Consider the following 20,145-nt stretch of genomic DNA (forward strand, 5'->3'; position numbering starts at 1 on the left):
GGGTGTCCTGAGAGAGATGTTCGATATTGAGAACATCTGTTGTTATTGCGAACAGCCGAAAGGTAAGGCTGGGGAACCAGGAGGTCAACGGGTCGGACGGGATCAGAAGAAGGCGCTTTCTGTTTTCGGTTTTCTGTTATCGGCGCGCGCCTCGTCCGTCTCCGGTCATGTGCGCAGCCATTTCCACAAGACAGCAGCCGCGGCCGGAGCCCTGGCGGCGACGGCCGCCTTCCTGGTCACCGCTCCCCCGGCGTCCGCCGCCGGTTCCCGTGACGTCACGGCCGACGTCCTCGCGGACCGGGACGTCACCCTGACCGGCGACACCGTCGTCACGGTGCCCGCGGGGACGACGACGTACGACGGGGTATTCCGCGGCGAGGGCACGCTCACCGTGCGCGGCAGCGGGACACTGATCCTGACCAGGGACAGCGACTTCACGCTGCCCCGGTCCCGGCAGCGGCAGTCCGTGCGGACGCCGGGCGGCAACCACCCGTACGTCACCACGACCCGCCCGGACCCGCCGGCGGTCACGGTCGAGCGGGGAGCGACCCTCCAGTACGGCAACGGCGGGACGACGGGCCTGATCGGCCACTTCCCGTACGGCACCCCGGCGTTCCGGCTGAACCAGGACAACATCCGGGTCGACGGCACCCTGCGGCTGTCCCTGAAGAGCGCCTACAACCTGGGCACCGTCAGCGGCTCCGGCCTGATCACCCAGCCACGCTTCCTCTGGGGCACCTGGGACCTGACGTCAGGACCGTTCTCCGGGGTCATCGACAACGGCACGCAGGCCAACGCCGGGCGGCCCGAGTACGCGACCTCGCTGCCCGGCATGCGCAAGGTGCTCAACCAGGGCACCTGGACCGTGGACACCCCGCTGGGGCAGACCGTCACCCAGCGGATGGACTTCTACCAGCGCGAGTACGGCAGCGACATCAACGTCCAGTCCCGGCCGGGCGGCAAGGTGGTCCTCACCGGCCAGTACAGCTGGTCGAACCAGGGCGGCGACACCAATCCCTCGCTCAGCGATCCCGCCCTGAACTGGACGCCGGCCACCAAGAACGTCAACAAGCGCGGCACCAACATCAAGGGCGCGAACGTCCAGTGGGGCGACGGGACAACCAGCAGGATCTTCATGCCGGGCACGGCGAAGACCGTGTACATCAACCTGCTGGCGGCGCGCTCCCGTTCCCTGCTGACCTTCGACTACAACGGGCCGGTGACCCTGGGCGCCCCCATCGGCGGCGGCCGCTTCCACGACACCCTGTCCGCGCCCGGCGCGGGTGACATCGTCATCAAGGGGACGAAGGGCAACGACGTCACCTTCGCGGCCGTCCAGTACTACGACGGCTCCACGACCGTCGAGAAGGGCGCCGTGCTCCGCCTCGGCAGCGGCAAGGCGGGGGGCGACGGCGGGCTCTACACCGGGGGCGGGCTCCACAAGGTCGTGAACAACGGCTCGCTGATCCTCGACAACACGGCCAAGCCGCTGACCCTGCCCCGGATCAGCGGCAGCGGCTCCCTCACCCAGGCGGGCAGGGCGACGACGACACTGACCGGAACCGCGGTGACGTACACGGGGACGACGACGGTCCGCAAGGGCACGCTCGCCCTGCGGGGCGGAGCAACTCTCGCCCGCAGCAAGGGGATCCGGCTCACCTCGACGGCCGCACGGCTGGACGCCGGTACGGCCGGGCTTCGCGTGGTCTCCTCGCTGTCCGGCAAGGGCGCGGTGAAGGGGACGGTCACCAACGCGGGTGTGGTCGCGGGCGGACTCACCGTCTCCGGCGGCTACACGCAGACCGCGAAGGGTGAACTGGTTCTGGGAGAAGGGCCGTTGAAGGTGACGGGCGCGGTACGGCTGGCCGGTGAGCTCGACTTCTCGGCCGTCGGCACCCGCCCCGCCCACCGGATCACCGTGCTGGACAACAAAGGCACCTCCAAGACCACGGGCGCCTTCAAGGGCCTGAAGGAGGGCACGCGGCTCAAGCTCGCCGACACGACGTACCGGATCACCTATCGGGGCGGCGACGGCAACGACGTCGCACTGACCGCGGTCGCGTCGAGCGCCTCGCCGAGCGTCCGTACCGATACCGCGTCGAAGGCTCCGGCAGCGGCACCTCGCACGACGGGAGCGGAGACGGAGGGGATGGGCTGGTGGCCGTACATTCTGGCTCTGGGTCTGCTCGGCGGGTTGGTGGTCCCCCCGACCGTGCGCAGGCGCGGCAAGCGACGTGAGGGCGGACGGCACGCGGCGCACTGATCGGCGCCGGGGCTCCGCGGCGCCCTTCAGCAGGCCCACATGCCGGTCCCGGTGTTCGCGTACCGGACGGCGGCGGCCCTCTCCCGTCCCGTCGGCTAGCGTCGAGGCATGACCAGCGACACCCCGGAAGTCCCCGACGCCCTCTCCCGCCCCCTCGCCGACACCCTCGCGGCGGGCCCCGTCGTCCTCGACGGCGGGATGTCCAACCAGCTGGAGTCCGCCGGGCACGATCTGAGCGACGAGCTGTGGTCGGCGCGGCTGCTCGCGGAGCGGCCCGAGGCGATCACCGAGGCCCATCTCGCCTACTACGAGGCGGGCGCGGACGTGGCCATCACGTCCAGCTACCAGGCCACCTTCGAAGGATTCGCCAAGCGCGGGATCGAGCGCGAGCGGGCGGCGGAACTGCTGGCCCTGAGCGTCGGGCTGGCGCGCGAGGCGACGCGGCAGGCGTGGGCGAAGGGGGGCCGGCGGCCGCTGTACGTGGCGGCCTCGGTCGGGCCGTACGGCGCGATGCTCGCGGACGGTTCGGAGTACCGGGGCCGGTACGGACGGAGCGTGGCCGAGCTGGAGGCCTTCCACCGGCCCCGGCTCGAGGTGCTCGCGGCGGCCGGGCCCGACGTCCTGGCCCTGGAGACGATCCCCGACAGCGACGAGGCGCAGGCACTGCTGCGCGCGATCCGTGGTCTCGGCGTGCCGGCCTGGCTCTCCTACTCCGTCGCCGGCGACCGCACCCGGGCCGGCCAGCCCCTGGAGGAGGCGTTCGCCCTGGCCGCCGACGTGGACGAGGTCATCGCGGTCGGCGTCAACTGCTGTGTCCCGGAGGACGTGGACCACGCGGTCGAGACGGCCGCGCGGGTCACCGGCAAGCCGGTCGTGGTCTATCCCAACAGCGGCGAGTCCTGGAATGCGGAGGCGCGCCGCTGGGAGGGACGGTCGTCCTTCACGTCGGAGCAGGTCACGGGGTGGCGGGAGTCGGGGGCGCGGCTTGTCGGGGGGTGCTGCCGGGTGGGGCCGGGGGCGATCTCGGGCATCGCGGCGGCGCTGCGCTAGCGGGTGCGGGGCGCCTACTCGCCTTCGGGGTTCTGTCGTCTTGCGGCTGCCGCGTTCGCTGTGGTTGCTCGCGCAGTTCCCCGCGCCCCTGGGCTGCGCTTCGCGCGCCCCTGTTTCTCCGCTCCCGCCCCTTAGTGCTCCCCCTCTCCCCCTGCTAGCCTCCGCTCGGGAACCGGTTTCCGTCGGTGTTGCCGCTGTTCCCCAGGGGGCGAGGCAGGGATGACCAGGAAGAGTGAGGACGCGAGCCGGAGCACGATCCGGGATGTCGCCGCGCGGGCCGGGGTGTCCGCGTCGACCGTGTCACGGGTGCTCGGCGGGGTGTATCCGGTGAGCGCGGCGACACGCACACGCGTGATGCGGGCCGTGCGCGAGATGGACTACGTCGCCGACGCGCGCGCGAAGGCGATCGCGGGCGTCGGCACGCCCACGCTCGCGTTCGTGCTCGAGGACATCACCGGCCCGTCGTTCGCCCTGATGGCCCACGGCGTGGAACGCGAGGCGAACCGGCTGGGCCATCTGTGTCTGGTGTGCAGCACGGAGGGCGACGTCGAGCACGAACTGGAGTTCGTGGAGATGATGCGGGCCCAGCGCGCCGCCGCCGTGATCCTGGTGGGCGGCGCCGCCGACACCGTCGAGTACCGCGAACGCACCCGCCGTATGGCCGACTCGCTCTCCTCCGCCGGCTCCCGCCTGGTGTTGTGCGGACGGCCGCCGCTCGGTCCCGGGGCCCCGGTCACCGTCATCGAGTACGACAACGAGGGCGGCGCCTACGCGCTCGTCGCCCACGTCCTGTCCCAGGGCCACCGGCGGGTCCTGTTCCTCGGCGGCAAGGCGGACCACACCACCGCGCAGGGCCGTGAGCGCGGCTATCTCGCCGCCCACCGCGCGCGCGGCATGGATCCCGACCCCGCGCTGGTCCTGAACGGCGACTTCACCCGCGACTCCGGTCACCGTCTGATGCGCCGGGCCCTGAAGGAGGGCCTGGAGTTCACGGCCGTGGTCGCCGCGACGGACATGGTCGCGGCGGGCGCCCTGACCGCCCTGCACGAGGCCGGTCTCGACGTCCCCGGTGACGTCTCGCTGGCCGGCTACGACGACATCCCCTTCGCCCGGGACCTCCACCCGGCGCTCACCACGGTCCACGTCCCCTACGAGGAACTGGGCCGCCTCGCCGTGCGCACCGCGCTCGGCCGTACGGCGGAGGACCCGGCCGAGCACCTCCTGCTGGGCACCCACGTGGTCGTCCGGGACTCGGTCACGGCGACCGGCAGCTGAGAGACGGGGGCCCGCGCGCTCAGTGCCGCCGCGCCAGTCCGGTGCGTCGCAGCCGCCGTACGACCGACCGGAGCTCCGCGGTCCGGGCCGGCCAGCCCTCCGCCGGTTCCTTCACGGGGGCCGTCTCCGGCGTGGTCGTGTCCGCTGTCCACACCGCGAAATCGTGATCCCGAGGGCCGGACTCCACGTACGGATCACCCTTGCCGAAGATCTGGACGGGGTGGGTGTCGTCCCAGGGCTGCCAGCCGGGGTCGCCGTCGGTGGCGAAGCGCACCCACGCCCCGTGCATGGCGTCGGCGAGCTCGGTCGGGGCGCCCTCGCCGGCGAGCTTGGCGGACTCGGGAGCGGCGCCGGTGTCGAAGACGAAGCCCAGTTCGAGGGCGTGGCAGGCGCCGAGGTCCGGGCGGTGGGAGGGCCAGGCGAACTCGTAGACGTACGACGACCCCGGGCGGGCCTCGGCGAGGCGGTGCAGGGGGATGCGCAGCAGGTGGTCGGTGACCATCTGGCCGACGATGTCGGCGGTACCGGCGTCGGGATGCAGCGCGCGGTAGCCGCGGACCACCTCGGAGCCGCAGTGGCAGCGGGCCATGGCACCGGCGAGGGCGACCGGGCCGAGCCGGTCGACGCGCTCCAGGAGGCCGCCGGGGACGAGCCAGAGGCGGTACTCGTCGCTGGTCCAGCCCAGCATCAGCTCGACCCCGGGGGCCGCCGAGCCCTCGACCAGCGCCTCCAGCGGATCACGCGGCACGAGGTCGCCGTCGACGACGATCCCGAAGGCGGGGCCGCCCAGGACCGGGCTGCTCAGGCGGCCCACCTCCGCCTGGGTGCGCACCAGCAGCTCGCGGTCCACCTCGGCGAAGGCCGCGGCGGTGGCGGGGACCTTCAGCCGGGTGGCCATCCGGCGCACCATCCGCCGCACCTTGTCGCGGTCGCTCGCCTCGGGCGGCCCGCTCTGCAGCACCGCGCGCCGGAACAGGCCCTGGGCCTGCGGGGCGGCCAGCAGGGCGCCGATGCTGATCGCACCGGCCGACTGCCCCGCCAGGGTGATACGGCCGGGGTCGCCGCCGAAGGCCCCGATCGACTCGTGCACCCACTGCAGGGCGGCGAGCTGGTCGCGCAGGCCGGGGTTGGCGGGGGCGTCCGGGAAGAGGCCGTAGCCCTCGACGCCGAGCCGGTAGTTGACCGAGACGAACACGACGCCGTCCCGGGCGAAGGCGTGCCCGTCGTACACCGGCACCGCCGAGGATCCCCTGGTCAGGGCTCCGCCGTGCAGCCACACCAGGACCGGGAGCCGGCCCCCCTGGCCGGGCTCCGGCGTCCACACGTTGAGGTTGAGGCAGTCGTCGCCGGGCACGAACGGGTCGGACAGGTACTGCGCGAAGGCGTCGGAGTACGGCGGTTTGGGCGCCGTGGGCCCGAAGTCGGCCGCCTCGCGCACCCCGTCCCAGGGCTCGGGCGGCACGGGCGGCCGGAAGCGGCGGGGGCCGAAGGGCGGCGCCGCGTAGGGGACGCCCCGAAAGACCGCGACCCCGTGGTCGTACCGTCCCCGTACGGCTCCGTACGGCGTGCTGACCACGGGGTCTGTCTGGACTGCTGTCATATGTCCACCAGCCTCCTCACCGCTACTGCACCGTGAACAACAGAGCACCACATTTCGGCTCGGTATTCCGGTGCAGAGCGCGGTGAGGCCGCTACTTGGCGTACATCAGGGTGCCGAAGCCCAGCTGGTCGAAGCCGCCGCTGGTGGTGCCGTAGTCGCCGCCTCCGCCCTCGGGGGCGACGAGGTCGTAGTACATCTGCGAGATGTACTTGTCGTCGAGGCCCAGGCGCCGGTTGTAGTGGAAGTGGAGCATCGCCCAGACGGGGCGGATCTGGCCCCGGGAGGCGGAGGAGACCACGGTCTGGGACGAGGCGGCGCAGTTCTGCCCGGTGCCCCAGTTGTAGGTGGTGAAGGGGACGTCCTGGCCGAGGTTGTACTTCGCGACGTACTGGGCGCCCTTCATGAAGCGGCGGCTGTCGTACGAGTAGAGGTCGTCGCCCTGGTTCCAGGCCATCTCGCAGATGGCGCCCATCTGGCCCATGCCCATGACGCTGTGCCCCTGGTCGCGGCCGGACTCCTGCCACTGGCCCAGCGCGTAACCGGCGGAGTCGGTGTACAGGTACGGCACCGCGTGGGCGATCGAGCCGTTGCCGGCACCGGACTTGAAGTAGGTGACGGCCTGGTCGTACTTGGCGCTGTCCTCGTTGAGGATGCCGATGGCCAGGACGGAGGCCATGTTGCACAGGTCCCAGTTGGCCCAGTAGTTGGTGATGCAGGCGTCGTTGTGGTTGGTCAGGAAGCTGTTGTTGAGCGGGTAGAAGACCTTGGCGAGCATGCTCTGGGCGGCGGCGAGGTCGAAGCCGCTGTAGCCGCGCATGAGTTCGCAGGCGTTGGCGAACTGCCAGCCGTAGATGCCGGCCGCGAGGAACCGGTCCGCGTTGCCGGTGACCGAGGTGAGCGTCCTGGACCAGGCGTTGAGGATGTTCGCGGCACAGACGGCGTTGGCCTCGGTGCCGCCGACCTGCCAGCGCAGGGCGTTCTGGTAGGCGGCGGCGATGTCGTTGAAGAGCAGGGAGTAGTTCTCGCCGGTGCCGCCGCGGATGATGGTCGCCGTGGCCCGGTTGGTCCAGGTGGACTGGGAGTGGGAGTTGGCGACCAGTTTGTTCCAGCCGGACAGCCAGGGGTCGGTCCCCGCGGCGACCCTGACCTTGGCCCGGTTGATGTCCCCGGCGTTGTGCAGCATGCCGGGGTGGGTCCAGGTCGAGGGCGCCGCGTCGGCCGTGGTGGCCATGCTGGTGGCGAGGGCGCCGCCGCCCAGGGCGAGGGCGGCGCCGAGACCGCCGGCGGTCCTCAGGAGACCGCGGCGGCTCAACTCGGTGTGCGGGAGGTGCTGGTGGGGGGAAGTGCGGCTCATGCGGTGCATCTCCGTTCCGTGGGGGGAATCAGATGGGAGTGATGCTCACCTCGTCGAACTCGGAGGTGACGAGGGCCAGCGGACTGCGGGAGCAGGCCACCAGGCCGACGTGGAAGGGGGCGTCGCCGAAGCCGGGGATCTCGCCGGTGGCGAGGTCGGTCCAGGTGGCGCCGTCGTCGCCGGAGACGGATGCGGTGAAGACGGTCCCGGTGCGCTTCAGCCGCAGCAGTGCGGGGAGTCGGACGGCGCCGCTGCCGGAGAAGGCGGAGGCTCCGGCGACGGTTTTGCGCAGCATCAGCTGGGCGGTGGTGCCGCCGGTGACGATCACTCCGGCCGCCTGGTCGAACGGTGACAGCGACTTCGCCATCAGCAGCCCGACGCGGTCGGCGGTGACTCCGGTGCGCGAGACCAGCCGGGCGGTGACCTCGCAGTCGCCGGTGACGGGCCGCCGTACGAACTGCCCTGTTATCCCCTGGTTGTTGACGGTCAGATCCACACCGGCGCCCCGCACCACGAGGGTCCCGTCCTCGTGGGCGGTGCTGCCGGGGGTGAGGATCGCGGCCACGCCCAGCGTCCCGAAGTCGCGGTCGTCGAGGACCACGTCGCCGAGGTCGCCGTACGTCCAGGGGGCGGGCGGGGGTGTGCCGACGGTGAGGGTGAGGGTTCCGGTGCCGTCGCCCGCCGCGTTCCCGGCGGTGGTGGTGACGGTGAACTCGCCGGTCGCGCGCGGGGTTCCGTGGATCAGGCCGGTGCGCCTGTCGACGCGGAGGCCGTCGGGGAGACCGGTGGCGGTGAACCGTACGGGCTCGTGGGAGGCCCGCAGAACATGCCGGAACGGGACTCCCTTGTTCGTGAACGCCGTGGTCGAGGAGGTGAGTTCGGGCAGGGCCGGGGTCGGCATCACCGCGGAGGAGCGTTCCGAGAGCGGGCCCCGCCCGGCCGTGTTCGTCTTCGCGACGGCGTAGTGGTACGCCATCCCCGGCGTGCCGGCGGCGTCCGCGTACTGGATGCGGGTGCCGGAGCCGACCGGGCCGATGCCGGTTGCGAGGGTGAGGTACGGGCCGTCGGGGTCCGTGGCGCGCAGGACCTTGTAGCGGGCGGAGAGGTCCGGGTCCGTCCAGGCCAGCTCGACGGCGTCGGCGCCGGTCGTCGCCCTCAGGTCCCCTGCCGTGCGGGCCGGCTTGGGAACGGACCAGACCTCGCCGGCCGAGGCGGAGACCACGGTGACGTTGTCGAAGGCGCCGGTGCCGGTCTCGGCGTAGTCCGCGTCGACTCCGAGGCAGGAGGTGAGGAGGAGGCCCGCGTACGCGGTGCGGCCCAACTCGACCTCGGTGGAACCGACTTCGGTCCAGCGGATGCCGTCCGGGGAGATCGCCCCGGTGCAGCGGCGGCCCTTGCGGGTCACCCGCACCCAGTAGGGCATGCGCAGCCGGTAGCCGTCGCCCGCGCCCTCGACGTACGGGGCCTCCAGCGGGGTCGCCGACTCGGGCAGGGCACCGAGACCGGAGATCGGGAAGGAGGCGTTCGTGGTGATCGCCGTCTGCTGCGAGGGCGGGACCGGTGTGCTGCCGGTCGCGGAGACCTCCGCTCCCTGGGAGGGCCGTACGGTCCACACCCCGCTCCAGGTGTGCAGCGGCAGCCCCTGGATCACCATGGCCGCATGGGCCGCGTCCGCGTCGAGGGAGTCCCGGAGACTGACGCCGATCTTGGAGTACTGCGAGCTCAGCGGCCATACGATCCGCGCGGTGACCGAGCCGTCGCCGCGCAGCGGCAGATGGACGAGCCGGTGGGTGTCGGCGCTGCCGCTCGCCTCGAGCACGAACCGCTCACCGTCGAAGACGGCCGCACCGGGGATCCTGACGTCCCCGATGTCCTGGGTCGACCAGGGCTCGGGGAGACCGGCGGTGGCGGAGGCGGGGGCCGAATCACCGCTGTGTCCCTGGGAGTTGGTGGCGCTGACGGTGTAGTGATACGTCCGTCCCGCGCGCACCCGGTCGTCGGTGTACGTCGGCTTGTCGATGCCGGTGGCGAGCTCCTCGTACGGTCCTTCAGGGCGTGTGGCGCGAAGGACCGCGTATCCGGTCGCCCAGGTGGACGGCAGCCAGTTCACGGTGACGTGGGTGCGGTCGCCCGCCGCCGTGACCCCCGCGGGTGCGGCCGGTACGGTCGGCGAGGGTGCCGTGGTCCCCGCGTAGGCGAAGGTCCCCCAGCTCGGCAGGTCGTCGTTGCTGCCCTCGACGACCCGGGTGCCGCCGGTGCCGCGGAAGACGGCCGCCTTGGTGTACGGGGTGTCGAGGCCGCGGACCCCGGCGTAGTGGGCGTAGGCCATCTCGTAGACCGGAGGCAGGGTGCCGCGGCCGATCGCGGAGACGGTCGTCTTGATGTACTTGCCGGTGCGGTCGAGGTCGGGGGTGAAGGGGACGTCGCCCCCGAGGTTGTAGTGGGCCGCGTACTCGAAGTTGGCGAGGATCCGGCTGTCGTCGTGGCCCCACAGGTCGACGCCCTGGTTCCACGCGACCTGGGCGATGTCCCCGGTCAGGCCGACCGCGAGCTGTTCGTGGCCCTGGTCGCGGCCGGCCTCCTGGCCCTGGCCCGCGTCGGTGACGATGCGGTGGGCGATGGAGCCGTTGCCGGCGCCGGCCGCGGCGAAGCGCAGGGCGTCCTCGAAGAGCGTGGGCTCCTCGCAGAACACGCCGATGGCCAGGATGGTCTGAAGGGCCGTCAGGTCCCAGTTGCCGTTGGCGTAGAGCATGTAGCCGGAGACGGCCGGATACCAGACGTCCAGGAAGGACCGCTCGCAGCGGGCGATGTCCGTCTCCGCCCAGCCGTCGTAGCCGGTGTGGCGCAGCAGTTCGGCCGCGTTGACGAACTTGAAGGCCTGGAGCCCGGCACCGAGCGGGCCGTCGGCGCCCGTGATCATGGTGAGGGAGGCCGACCAGGCGTTGAGGAGGTCGCGGGCCTTGTCGGCGTTGGCGCGGTTGCCCGTGACCGCCCACATGAGGGCGTTCTGGTAGGCGGCGGCCGAGTCGGCGACGGCCTGGTTCTGGAAGTTGGTGGGGCCGCGGCCCCAGGAGGTGATCTGGCCGGTGTTCTGGACCGGGTACGTCGACTGGGAGCGTGCGTGGGCGGCGAACGCCAGGTAGCCGTCGTAGACGGGGGACTGCTTGCCGGCGACCGCGGCCTTCATACGGGCGAGGTCGTCGGCGCTGTGCAGCAGGCCCGGGTGCGTGAAGGCACGCCCGCCGGACGCCTGGCCGGCGGCCCGGGCGGTGCCGGGCGCGAGCAGTCCGCTCGCGCCCGCCACCAGCAGCAGGGCGGCCGTGCCGCCGAGGAAGCCCCGGCGGCTCGGAGCGAGGGCTCTCTGGGACGCGGTACTCATGACGCGGCGGCCGCCTCGGCCTCGGCGGTGGTGATGAACTTGAGGTTCGTCACGTGCTCGTTGGAGAACCACTGGACCGTGTCCGTGGTGTAGTACCAGCTCGGCTTCTTCATCGAGTCCGCGACGACGAGCCCGTTGATCACCAGGTTCTCGAAGGTGACGTCCTGGATGGCGTGGTCGGCGTCGTAGCCGAGGAAGAGCGACGGCTTGGCGTTCGTGCCCGTGTAGCTGAGGTTCTTGACGTAGACGTTCTCGATGCCGCGGCCGACCGAGGTGTTGTACTTCGTGTTGTACATGACCTTCATGTAGATGACCTGGCCCCAGCGGAAGTCCTCGATCCGCACGTCCTCGATGCGGACGTTCTTGATCAGGTTGGAGTCGCCGGGGTTGAGGGCGATGCAGCCCTGGTAGTTCATCTGCGGTTCGCGGTGGTCGAGGATGTCGAGGTTCTTGAAGCGCAGGTTCTTCAGCACCTCGGGGTTGTCGGTGTTGCCGTGCGTGCCGACGTTGATGGGGTGGGCCACGTCCGCCCAGAGGGTGGAGTTGCGGACAGTGACGTCGGTGGTGTCGCCGTAGTAGTCCCAGCGGTGTGTGTAGATGGCGATGCAGTCGTCGGAGTTGCGCATGAAGACGCCGTCGATGACGACGTTGCTGCTGCAGAAGACGTCGATGCCGTCGCCCCAGCCCTTGGAGCTGAAGGAGCCGAGACCCTTGATGGTGACACCGGTTGCCTCGCCCAACTGGACGGCATAGCCGTTCGGGTTGAGCACGGTGACGGCACCGATGGAGATGTTCCGCGAGCTCTCCACCAGGGCCCCGCCGCCCGCGGTCCCGGCGAGCACGCCACGGCCGGCGATCCCGGCGTGCTCCACGTTCCGGAAGATCACGGTCGCCTTCAGGACGGCGCCGCCGTCAAGGTAGACGGTCTTGCCGGACGGGACGAGCAGGGTGCCGTCGGCGGTGGTGTGGACGCCGGGGCCGTAGTAGAGGACGTTCGGGTCGTCCTGCGCGGGCTTGTTCTTCTCGATGGCGCGGGCGAACAGGTGGAGACAGTCGAAGATGTCGTCGTTGATCTGGACGACGACGTTGCGCGGCTGGTCGAGCGTGAAGCGCAGGGTGTCACCGAGCACCTCGGGCGTGATGCCGTAGGAGTCCGGCCGCACCCGGACCTTGGTGGTGCCGCCCTTGAGGTAGGTGATCTCGACCTCGACGGAGCCCTGGAAGTCGAAGTACGCCAGCGAGGAGTTGTAGATCTTGCTCGACCCGGTGGTGGGGTTGATCTCGCCCAGCTGGGGCCGCCAGATGTCGAGGGTCTGCCACTCGCCGTCGGGGGCGGTACGGACCCGCACCTTGAAGCTGGTGTTGGTCGGCATGGCGGACGGGCGCGGATAGGTGACCAGCTTCGGCGTGACGGCGGCGGTGTCGTCGGCCCGGGCCGCCGTGGCCGTGAGGTTGGTGAGGCCGGCGGCGAGCACAGTGGCACCGGCCGCCTGGAGAGCCGTACGGCGGGACAACGGCGTGTTCATTCGGAACTCCTTGCGAACAGGGTTACGGGAACGGCTACTTGAGGCCGGTCGTCGACATGCCGGCGACGAAACCGCGCTGGGCGACGAGGAAGATCAGCAGGATCGGCACGACGTACATCACCGAGGCCGCGGCCTGGAGGTTGGTGACGGGGGTGCCGGCCGAGGTGACGTAGGTGGACATGACGGCGACCGCGAGGGTGGTGCGGTCCGTGGACAGCAGGAGCTGCGGGGCGATGTAGTCGCCCCAGGTCCAGGTGAAGGCGATCACGAAGCTCGCGGAGAGGACCGGCCAGGACTGCGGGAGGAAGATCCGCCAGAAGATGGCCGCATAGCCGCAGCCGTCGACGATCGCGGCCTCCTCCAGCTCCCGGGGAAGCCCCGCGAAGAACTGCCGGAAGAGGAAGACCAGATAGGGGGCGGAGGACAGGCCCCACAGCACCCACGGCCAGTACGTGTCGACCATGCCGAGCTTGGCGAAGATCAGGTACGTCGGCAGCAGGGTGATCATCTGGGGCAGCATCATCGAGCCGAGCAGGATGCCGAACAGGGTCTTCTTACCGGGGGCTTCGAGGCGGGCGAAGCCGAAGCCGACCCAGGCGGAGCTGAGGGTCACGAGGGTGGCGTAGATGAGCGCGATGATCAGGGAGTTGCGGGCGTAGCCGAGGAAGTCGATGAGGTTGAAGGCGTCGGCGACGTTGTGCCACTGCACATGGTCGGGCAGCCAGTGCACCGGCGAGGCCGCCAGCTCGGCCGGGGTCTTGAGGCCGGAGATGACCAGCCAGCCGAAGGGGCCCAGGAACAGGCCGGTGATCGCGACGAGGACCGTGTACAGGACGAGGCGGTTGACGCGCAGGCGCGGGCCGCGCTTCGGGGTGAGGCTGGTGGCGGTCACTTCTTCGCCTCCGGGTCGACGTTGTAGAACACCACGCCGGACGTGGCCTTGAAGATCAGTCCGGTCGCGACGAGGATCAGGACGAAGAGCACCCACAGCAGCGCGGAGGCGTAGCCGTAGCGGCCGAACGCGAAGTACTCCGCGAACACGTGCATCATGTAGAGGTAGTTGGACTGCGGGAGCGCGGTGATACCGGCCGGGGTCGAATCGGGGGCCAGCAGCAGCGGCATGATGGTCTGCACCGAGGCGATGACCCCGGTCACAGTCTGGAAGAGCAGCACCGGCGACAGCAGCGGCACCGTGATGCTGCGGAAGCTCCGCCAGGCGCTCGCGCCGTCGATACGGGCCGCTTCGAGGAGCTCGCGCGGGATGTCCTGAAGTCCCGCCAGCGAGATGATCATGATGTTTCCGGCGGTCCAGAGCACCGTCATGATCAGTACGTAGCGGGCGTAGGGGTCGGCGAGCCAGCCGAGGGCGTCGATGCCGAAGAGGTTCAACACGCCGTTCGCGGCACCGGAGTTCTGGTCGAAGAGCTGCTTGAACGCGATGCCCGCGCCCACCGGAGGCACCACCGCCGGCAGATAGAGCAGGGTGCGGAACAGCCCGCGCGCCTTGAGCGGCCGGTTCACCAGTACGGCGAGCCCGAGTCCGGCGATGATCGACAGGGGCACCGAGGTGATCGCGAACAGACCCGTGCGGCCCAGCGACTTCCAGGTCTGCGCGTCGGAGAACAGCTCGCGGTAGTTGCCGAATCCGACGTAGTGCCAGCGGGGCGAGATGCCGTCGAAGGTGGTGAAGCTCAGCCACAGCGCGTACGCCATCGGGGCGATGGTCAGCAGCGCGAAGCCGATGATCCAGGGCGAGGCGAACATGTAGAACGCCCGGTGCCTACGGGTGGCGATGGAGGTGTGCGGCCGGGAGGTGACCGGCCCCGCCGCCGGAGCGGAACCGCGCCGGTCCGTGACCGACGCAATCTGATCGACCGTCATCCCACCTGCTCCTTACCGCGCTTGAGCTGATCGTTCATGGCCGAGTTCAGGCGCCCCGCGAGGGTGTCGACGGACATGTCGCCGTTCATGGCGGCCGGGGCGATCTGGTTGAAGAGGGCGAGGAGCGAGTCCGCGGTGGCGTACGGCGTGAAGGCGATCACCGAGTAGTGCCTCAGCTCGGCGTCCTGCACCGCCAACACCCGCTTCTGGTAGTCCTCCTGGGCTGGCATCAGCGGCCGGAGCGACTTCAGGGTCGGGATGCCCCAGCCGCCGGAGGCGCGCGCCTTGGCCGGTGCCTCGCCGAAGAACCACTCGAAGACCCGCCAGGCGGCGTCCTTGTGGTGCGACTTGCTCGGGATCCAGAAGCCGGTGCCGGCCTGGCACGGGCTGACTCGTCGGCCGCCGTCGAAGTACGGAGCGGGAGCGAGCCGGGAGAGCGGCGCGAGCTTCTTGTCCGCGTTGATCAGGCCGCCGAGCCAGTAGCCCGAGTTGGACATGGCGAGCCGGTTCGCCTGGAAGGTGGGCCCGTCCCAGGTGTTGGGGTCGGGCTGGATGATGCTGGGTCCGACCTTGGTCCGGCAGTAGTCGATGTACCAGCCGAGGGCCTTGCGGGCCTCGGGGGTGGTGAAGTCGACCCGGGAGTAGTCGTCGGTGAAGAGGTTCCCGCCGGCGGCCACGGTGAGGCTCGCCAGGAGGTTGGGGGTGAGCACGCCGTTGTAGCTGCCGCCGAACACGGTGGTCTGGCCGTTCTTGCGTCGGGTGAGACGTTTGGCCTTGTCCAGCCACTCCTCGTACGTGACCGGGTCCAGCTCGGGCGGGTAGTCGACGTCCGCCTGGTCGAACAGGGCGGTGTTGTACCAGAACATCGAATCCTGGGAGAAGTCCTTCGCCATGCCGTAGCGCGGGCCCTTGCCCTGGGTACGGCCGTCGTAGCGCCACAGGTCGTTGACCGGGTCCAGGTCGGCCGGCCTGAGGACGCTGCTCTTCGCGAAGTACGGGTCCAGGTCCTCCATCACGCCCCGCGCCGCGTAGTACGGGGCGTCCACGGCGCCGACACCGCGCACCAGGTCGGGCGGGTTGCCGTTGGTCATCATCGCGATCAGCTTGCTGGTGCTGTACAGCACCGTGTTGATCTTGACGCCGATGTCCTTCTGGGCCTGTTCGATCAGCTCCGGCGAGATGTCGTCGGCCTTGGCCATGACCGTGACGGTCTCGCCGGAACCGCCGACCGCGCTCGACACCCGCATCGCACAGCCGCTCAGCGCTGCCGCGCCCGCCACCGCACCGCCTGCGGAAAGGGAGAGAAAACGGCGGCGGCTCACCGCGGCACCGGCATGTGGGCGCACGGCGCACCACCTCCTGATCTGTCCGTTCATGGAACGCGGCAACCGGTAGACAACCGGTTGCTGCGCTGGGGCAGAGCTTCGGCCCTGTCCGGAAACGGCGTCAAGAGGCTTGACCGACTTTCGAAAAGACTGTGTAACCTCGCCGACACGGCCAGGAGTGAGAAACCGGTTGTCGACCGGGCCTCTTCAGTGATTGACCACCCCTGGAGGCCGGACCTACGGTAGATCTGCCGTAGAAGACGTTTTCAGAAACTGTTTCCACTCAGTGCGTCAGGAGTGACATGCCCAGCCCGCAGCCACCCAGGGCCGTGTTCGCGATGGATCCCGTGCACCTCCCCCTGCTCTTCCCGCCACCCCTGATGACCCGGCTGAGCGAGGCCGCCGGCCTCGACCCCGCGCTCGTCGTCCAGGACTTCACCGACCCCGTCGCGGCGGACGCCCTGGCCCGCGCCGACGTGCTGATCACCGGGTGGGGCTGCCCCCGCCTCGACACCGGCGTCCTCACCGCCGCGCCCCGCCTTCGGACCGTCCTGCACGCCGCGGGCTCCGTCCGCTCCCTCGTCGGCGACGCCGTGTGGGAACGCGGGATCACCGTCTCCAGCGCGGTCACCGGCAACGCGCTGCCGGTCGCGGAGTACACGCTCGCGATGATGCTGCTGTGCGGGAAGGAGGCCTTCGAACACCGGGAGCGGTTCCGGACCACGCATGCGTACCCGCCGCCCGCCGAGACCGCGGGCATGGGGAACGTGGCGCGGCGGGTGGGAGTCATCGGGGCGTCCCGGGTGGGGCGGCGGTTGCTGGAGCTGCTGCGGCCGTTCGACTTCACGGTCCTGCTGCACGACCCGTACGTGAGTCCCGCGGAGGCCGCCGCACTGGGGGCCGAACTCCTCTCGCTGGACGACCTGTTGAGGCACAGCGACATCGTTTCGCTGCATGCGCCCGACATTCCTGACACCTATCGGATGCTCGACAGATCCCGGCTCGGGTTGATCCGGGACGGAGGTGTGCTCATCAACACCTCCCGGGGAGCGCTGGTCGATCCCGACGCGCTGACCGACGAGTTGGTCTCCGGGCGGCTGCGTGCGGTGCTCGACGTCACGGAGCCCGAGCCGCTGCCCGCGGGGTCGCCGCTGTACCGGCTGCCCAACGTGTTCCTCACCCCGCACATCGCCGGGTCGCTCGGGAACGAGCTGGAGCGGCTCGGGCGGATCGTGGTGGAGGAGCTGGAACGGGTGGTGGCGGGGGTGGGGTTGGAGCATGAGGTGCGGTACGCGGATATGGCTCGGGTGGCTTGAGGTGGGCGGGGTTTGCTGTGGCCGGCCGGGGTCTGCTTCACGTGCCCGTACTACTTCGGTTCGGTCGCCTACGGGGGCGCCTCAGTCGGTGTCGAGAGGCCGATCGTGCCCGACCCTTCGGGCCTCCGCGCTCCCCCACTCTCGACTTCGCTCGAGCGGGAGGTGCCCCCAGGCCTCTCGACACCGACGCGCCCCCTCCGGCTCCCTCACGGCCGGTGTCCGGGGTGCAGGCCGCGTTGGTGGGCACTTGCCGTCCGTTTGTGGCTTGTGCCGTCGGAATCGTGCTGGAGTAACAATGGGATACGGTTTCCGGACCCTGGGTCCTGTGTGGCCGGGCCACTACCGTTAAGGAGCCACAAGGGTGAGTCAGCGCAAGGCGTCCGGGGACGTCGGACGGGCCACCATCCGGGACGTGGCCGAGCGGGCCGGGGTGTCCGTGGCCAGTGTGTCGCGCGTGCTGTCCGGGAACTATCCGGTCTCCGAGGACCTGCGCCGCAAGGTGATGAAGGTCGTGCGCGACCTGGACTACGTCACCAACGCGCACGCCCGGTCGCTCGCCGGGGGCGGCACACCCACCGTCGCGATCCTCATCAACAACATCACCGGTGCCGCGTTCGCCCACGTCGCCAAGGGAGTCGAGGGCGCCGCCACCCTGCGCGGCTGGCTCTCCCTGGTGGGTACCACCGGGGACGATCCCGAGCGCGAGCTCGCCCTTGTCAACCTCATGCGCCAGCAGGGGGTCGCGGCCGTGGTGCTGCTCGGCGGCGCCTACGACTACGACGAGTACCAGCTGCGCATGGCCCGGTTCGCCCGTTCCCTGGACGCCGCCGGGTCGCATCTCGTGCTCGTGGGACGGCCTCCGCTGGAAGGTGCCGTGCCGGCCACGACCGTCGACTACGACAACGAGGGCGGCGCCTACGCCATGGCCAGCCATCTGCTGTCGGCCGGACACCGCAAGGTGCTCGTACTGCCGGGGCACGCCGAACTCACCACCGCCCAGGGGCGGTTGAGCGGGGCCCGGCGCGCCTTCGAGGCGTACGGCGTGCCGTTCGAGGCCACCATGGTGCGGCACGGGCCCTACGACTACGAGCACGGATACGCGGCCGTCGGGGAATGCCTGCGCGACGGACTCGACTTCACCGCCGTCCTCGCCGGGACCGATGTCGTCGCCGCCGGTGCCATGCAGGCCTTGCGCGCGGCCGGGCTGCGGGTGCCCGAGGACGTGTCGATCGTCGGGTACGACGACATCCCGCTCGCCTCCCAGCTCACCCCGCAGCTCACCACCGTCCACGTGCCCTACGAGGAGATGGGACGGGTCGCCCTGCGGGCCGTCGCCGATCGGCGTGAGGGGGGCGGGGCACGACGCAAGGGGGCCGACGGGGACCATCTGGTGCTGGGTACGCATGTCGTCGTACGGCACTCCGTACGACCGCCCGCACCACCCCGCTAGCAACAGAAGAAAGAGATCGTTTCGTAAACGGTTTCCACAGATCAGCAGGGTCGGGCAGGGCCGCCTCGATGGGCCGTCGGGTCTTGCGTTCGTCGCGCCCATAGGGCTCTGAGCTGGCTCTATGTCAGGTGTCATGCGGTCGCGTGCTCCGCACCTGGGTCTAACCCCACGGACAAACCGGCGTAACAAATTGCCGTCTACCTCTTGCTAACCACGGGACCCTCGGCCTACCGTCCCAGCAACCGGTTACTACAGCTTCTGCTGGGCCGACCCCCCGCAACCGCGAGCCGATGAAACTTCCGGCCGCCGTTTCCGGCCGACACCGAGCCGCCGATCCCCCTCTCTCCTCTCCGAGACGCCCTACTTTCCGAAGGAACACGGTCAGATGAACTTCAGCAGCCCCCGGAGAAGGTTCGCCCGCGTCGCCGTTGCGGGACTCGCGTTGTCAGGTCTGCTCACCGCCTGCGGCGGGTCGGACGATTCCGGCGACTCGCAGTCGTCGGGGCCTGTCACCCTCCCCTTCTGGGGCTGGGCCAACGGCCAGGACGCCGTCGTCAAGGCGTTCAACGCCTCGCACAAGAACATCCAGCTGAAGTACACGAAGGTCACCGACCAGCTGACCATGCAGAAGCAGCTGACCAACGCGGTCAAGGCGGGCAACGCGCCCTGTCTGGTCCAGAACACCGCCGAATACGTCACCAGTTGGGTGGCGCAGGGCGCGCTCGCCGACATCACCCAGTACGTCGAGGGCGAGAAGGGCAAGTTCAACACCGGGTCGTGGGCGAGCGCGCAGGTACAGGGCAAGTCGTACGGTGTGCCGACCAGTTCGTCGCCGAACTTCACCATCTACCGCACCGACCTCTTCAAGAAGTACGGCATCAAGGCCCCGACGACCTGGGACGAGTTCATCGCCGCGGGCAAGGAGCTGAAGAAGCACGGCATCAAGATCACCAACTACGCAGGTGAGGACCCGAGCACGCTCGAGGTGCTGGCCATGCAGGCCGGGGCGCACTGGTACGCCATCGACGGCAACTCCTGGAAGGTGGACTTCCAGGACGCGGGCACGCTGAAGGCCGCCAAGGTGATCCAGGAGATCATCGACAACGACCTCAACTCCAAGCTGTCGTTCGCCGACTACGCCGCCGTACAGCGCAACTACGACAACGGCGGGACCGCCACCCGGCAGATCTCGACGTGGCAGATGGCCGGCATGGTGCAGAACTTCACCAAGTCCTTCGGGGACTGGGGGCTGTCGCCCTGGCCGACGTTCACCGGTGAGGCCGCCAAGACGCCGGCGGGCACCAACCTGACCGGCAGTGTGACGCTGGTGACCAAGGGGTGCAAGAACCAGGAGCAGGCCGCCGAGGCCGCGCTGTGGATGTCCACGAACACCGGTGCGGTCAAGACGATGGCGAACCCGGAGACGGGCAACGGCGTGATGCCGGCGCTGGCCGACAGTGACGCGTATGTGCCCGAGGCGGTGTCGGAGAAGCTGCTCGGCTCCAACTACCAGGCGGGTCAGCAGGTCGTGAAGGACAGCCTGAACACCGTCACCACCGACTGGACCTTCGGGCCGGACTGGACCGCGATGTTCACCGAGATGCAGGCCGGCTGGGCCAAGGTGGTCAGCAAGGAGCAGACGGTGACCCAGCTCCTCGCCCACATGCAGGAGTGGACGGTCAACGACCTGAAGTCCCGCGGCATCAGCGTCAAGGGCTAGAGGCTT

Annotated in this window: 13 protein-coding genes; 6 read left to right on the forward strand and 7 right to left on the reverse strand. The window is 70.1% G+C overall.

Features of this window, described 5'->3' with window-relative positions; translation table 11 throughout:
* Positions 1-169: 169 nt before the first annotated feature.
* From AQJ46_RS20450 to AQJ46_RS20460, 3 genes are all read left to right on the forward strand, one after another.
* On the forward strand, positions 170-2,263 hold the full coding sequence (locus AQJ46_RS20450) for a hypothetical protein (RefSeq protein WP_059206981.1): 2,094 nt from the start codon (positions 170-172) through the stop codon (positions 2,261-2,263).
* A gap of 108 nt (positions 2,264-2,371) precedes the next feature.
* A complete protein-coding gene (gene mmuM, locus AQJ46_RS20455; RefSeq protein ID WP_059206982.1) occupies positions 2,372-3,313 on the forward strand; it encodes a homocysteine S-methyltransferase in 942 nt (313 codons plus the stop codon).
* Between the two features lie 219 nt (positions 3,314-3,532).
* A complete protein-coding gene (locus tag AQJ46_RS20460) occupies positions 3,533-4,588 on the forward strand; it encodes a LacI family DNA-binding transcriptional regulator (protein ID WP_059206983.1) in 1,056 nt (351 codons plus the stop codon).
* Between the two features lie 19 nt (positions 4,589-4,607).
* On the opposite strand, the gene AQJ46_RS20465 is transcribed toward AQJ46_RS20460, so the two are convergent.
* The 7 genes from AQJ46_RS20465 to AQJ46_RS20495 form a co-directional block, all read right to left on the reverse strand.
* A complete protein-coding gene (locus tag AQJ46_RS20465; RefSeq protein WP_059206984.1) occupies positions 4,608-6,188 on the reverse strand; it encodes a carboxylesterase/lipase family protein in 1,581 nt (526 codons plus the stop codon).
* Positions 6,189-6,279: 91 nt separating this feature from the next.
* Positions 6,280-7,542, reverse strand: coding sequence for an alginate lyase family protein (locus AQJ46_RS20470; protein WP_059207298.1), 1,263 nt, complete (start codon positions 7,540-7,542; stop codon positions 6,280-6,282).
* 28 nt (positions 7,543-7,570) lie between these two features.
* Positions 7,571-10,921: an alginate lyase family protein gene (locus AQJ46_RS20475; RefSeq protein ID WP_059206985.1), complete on the reverse strand. Its 3,351-nt coding sequence runs from the start codon at positions 10,919-10,921 to the stop codon at positions 7,571-7,573.
* Entirely contained in the window at positions 10,918-12,447 is a 1,530-nt protein-coding gene (locus AQJ46_RS20480; protein ID WP_059206986.1) for a glycosyl hydrolase family 28 protein, read from the reverse strand. Before AQJ46_RS20480 ends, AQJ46_RS20475 begins: the two co-directional genes overlap by 4 nt.
* Positions 12,448-12,481: 34 nt before the next feature.
* Positions 12,482-13,339 carry a carbohydrate ABC transporter permease gene (locus AQJ46_RS20485; RefSeq protein ID WP_059206987.1) on the reverse strand — a complete coding sequence of 286 codons (858 nt, stop codon included), beginning with the start codon at positions 13,337-13,339 and terminating at the stop codon, positions 12,482-12,484.
* Positions 13,336-14,328: a carbohydrate ABC transporter permease gene (locus tag AQJ46_RS20490; RefSeq protein WP_059206988.1), complete on the reverse strand. Its 993-nt coding sequence runs from the start codon at positions 14,326-14,328 to the stop codon at positions 13,336-13,338. The genes AQJ46_RS20485 and AQJ46_RS20490 overlap by 4 nt, the downstream gene beginning before the upstream one ends.
* Positions 14,325-15,674 carry an extracellular solute-binding protein gene (locus AQJ46_RS20495; RefSeq protein ID WP_059206989.1) on the reverse strand — a complete coding sequence of 450 codons (1,350 nt, stop codon included), beginning with the start codon at positions 15,672-15,674 and terminating at the stop codon, positions 14,325-14,327. Before AQJ46_RS20495 ends, AQJ46_RS20490 begins: the two co-directional genes overlap by 4 nt.
* 281 nt (positions 15,675-15,955) lie before the next feature.
* Here AQJ46_RS20495 and AQJ46_RS20500 point away from each other — a divergent pair, with 281 nt between their 5' ends.
* From AQJ46_RS20500 to AQJ46_RS20510, 3 genes are all read left to right on the forward strand, one after another.
* Positions 15,956-16,969, forward strand: coding sequence for a hydroxyacid dehydrogenase (locus tag AQJ46_RS20500; RefSeq protein ID WP_208616958.1), 1,014 nt, complete (start codon positions 15,956-15,958; stop codon positions 16,967-16,969).
* Positions 16,970-17,330: 361 nt separating this feature from the next.
* Positions 17,331-18,419: a LacI family DNA-binding transcriptional regulator gene (locus AQJ46_RS20505; protein ID WP_059206991.1), complete on the forward strand. Its 1,089-nt coding sequence runs from the start codon at positions 17,331-17,333 to the stop codon at positions 18,417-18,419.
* Between the two features lie 385 nt (positions 18,420-18,804).
* A complete protein-coding gene (locus AQJ46_RS20510) occupies positions 18,805-20,139 on the forward strand; it encodes an ABC transporter substrate-binding protein (RefSeq protein ID WP_059206992.1) in 1,335 nt (444 codons plus the stop codon).
* The last annotated feature ends 6 nt before the right edge of the window (positions 20,140-20,145 follow it).

The organism is Streptomyces canus (assembly GCF_001514145.1).
Lineage (GTDB): Bacteria > Actinomycetota > Actinomycetes > Streptomycetales > Streptomycetaceae > Streptomyces > Streptomyces canus.

What these genes read in the sequence shown, in the direction of transcription:
- mmuM (WP_059206982.1), top strand. Translation starts at nt 2,372, where the DNA reads ATGACCAGCGACACCCCGGAAGTCCCCGACGCCCTCTCCCGCCCCCTC.
- AQJ46_RS20460 (WP_059206983.1), top strand. Translation starts at nt 3,533, where the DNA reads ATGACCAGGAAGAGTGAGGACGCGAGCCGGAGCACGATCCGGGATGTC.
- AQJ46_RS20465 (WP_059206984.1), bottom strand. Translation starts at nt 6,188, where the DNA reads ATGACAGCAGTCCAGACAGACCCCGTGGTCAGCACGCCGTACGGAGCC.
- AQJ46_RS20470 (WP_059207298.1), bottom strand. Translation starts at nt 7,542, where the DNA reads ATGAGCCGCACTTCCCCCCACCAGCACCTCCCGCACACCGAGTTGAGC.
- AQJ46_RS20475 (WP_059206985.1), bottom strand. Translation starts at nt 10,921, where the DNA reads ATGAGTACCGCGTCCCAGAGAGCCCTCGCTCCGAGCCGCCGGGGCTTC.
- AQJ46_RS20480 (WP_059206986.1), bottom strand. Translation starts at nt 12,447, where the DNA reads ATGAACACGCCGTTGTCCCGCCGTACGGCTCTCCAGGCGGCCGGTGCC.
- AQJ46_RS20490 (WP_059206988.1), bottom strand. Translation starts at nt 14,328, where the DNA reads ATGACGGTCGATCAGATTGCGTCGGTCACGGACCGGCGCGGTTCCGCT.
- AQJ46_RS20500 (WP_208616958.1), top strand. Translation starts at nt 15,956, where the DNA reads ATGCCCAGCCCGCAGCCACCCAGGGCCGTGTTCGCGATGGATCCCGTG.
- AQJ46_RS20510 (WP_059206992.1), top strand. Translation starts at nt 18,805, where the DNA reads ATGAACTTCAGCAGCCCCCGGAGAAGGTTCGCCCGCGTCGCCGTTGCG.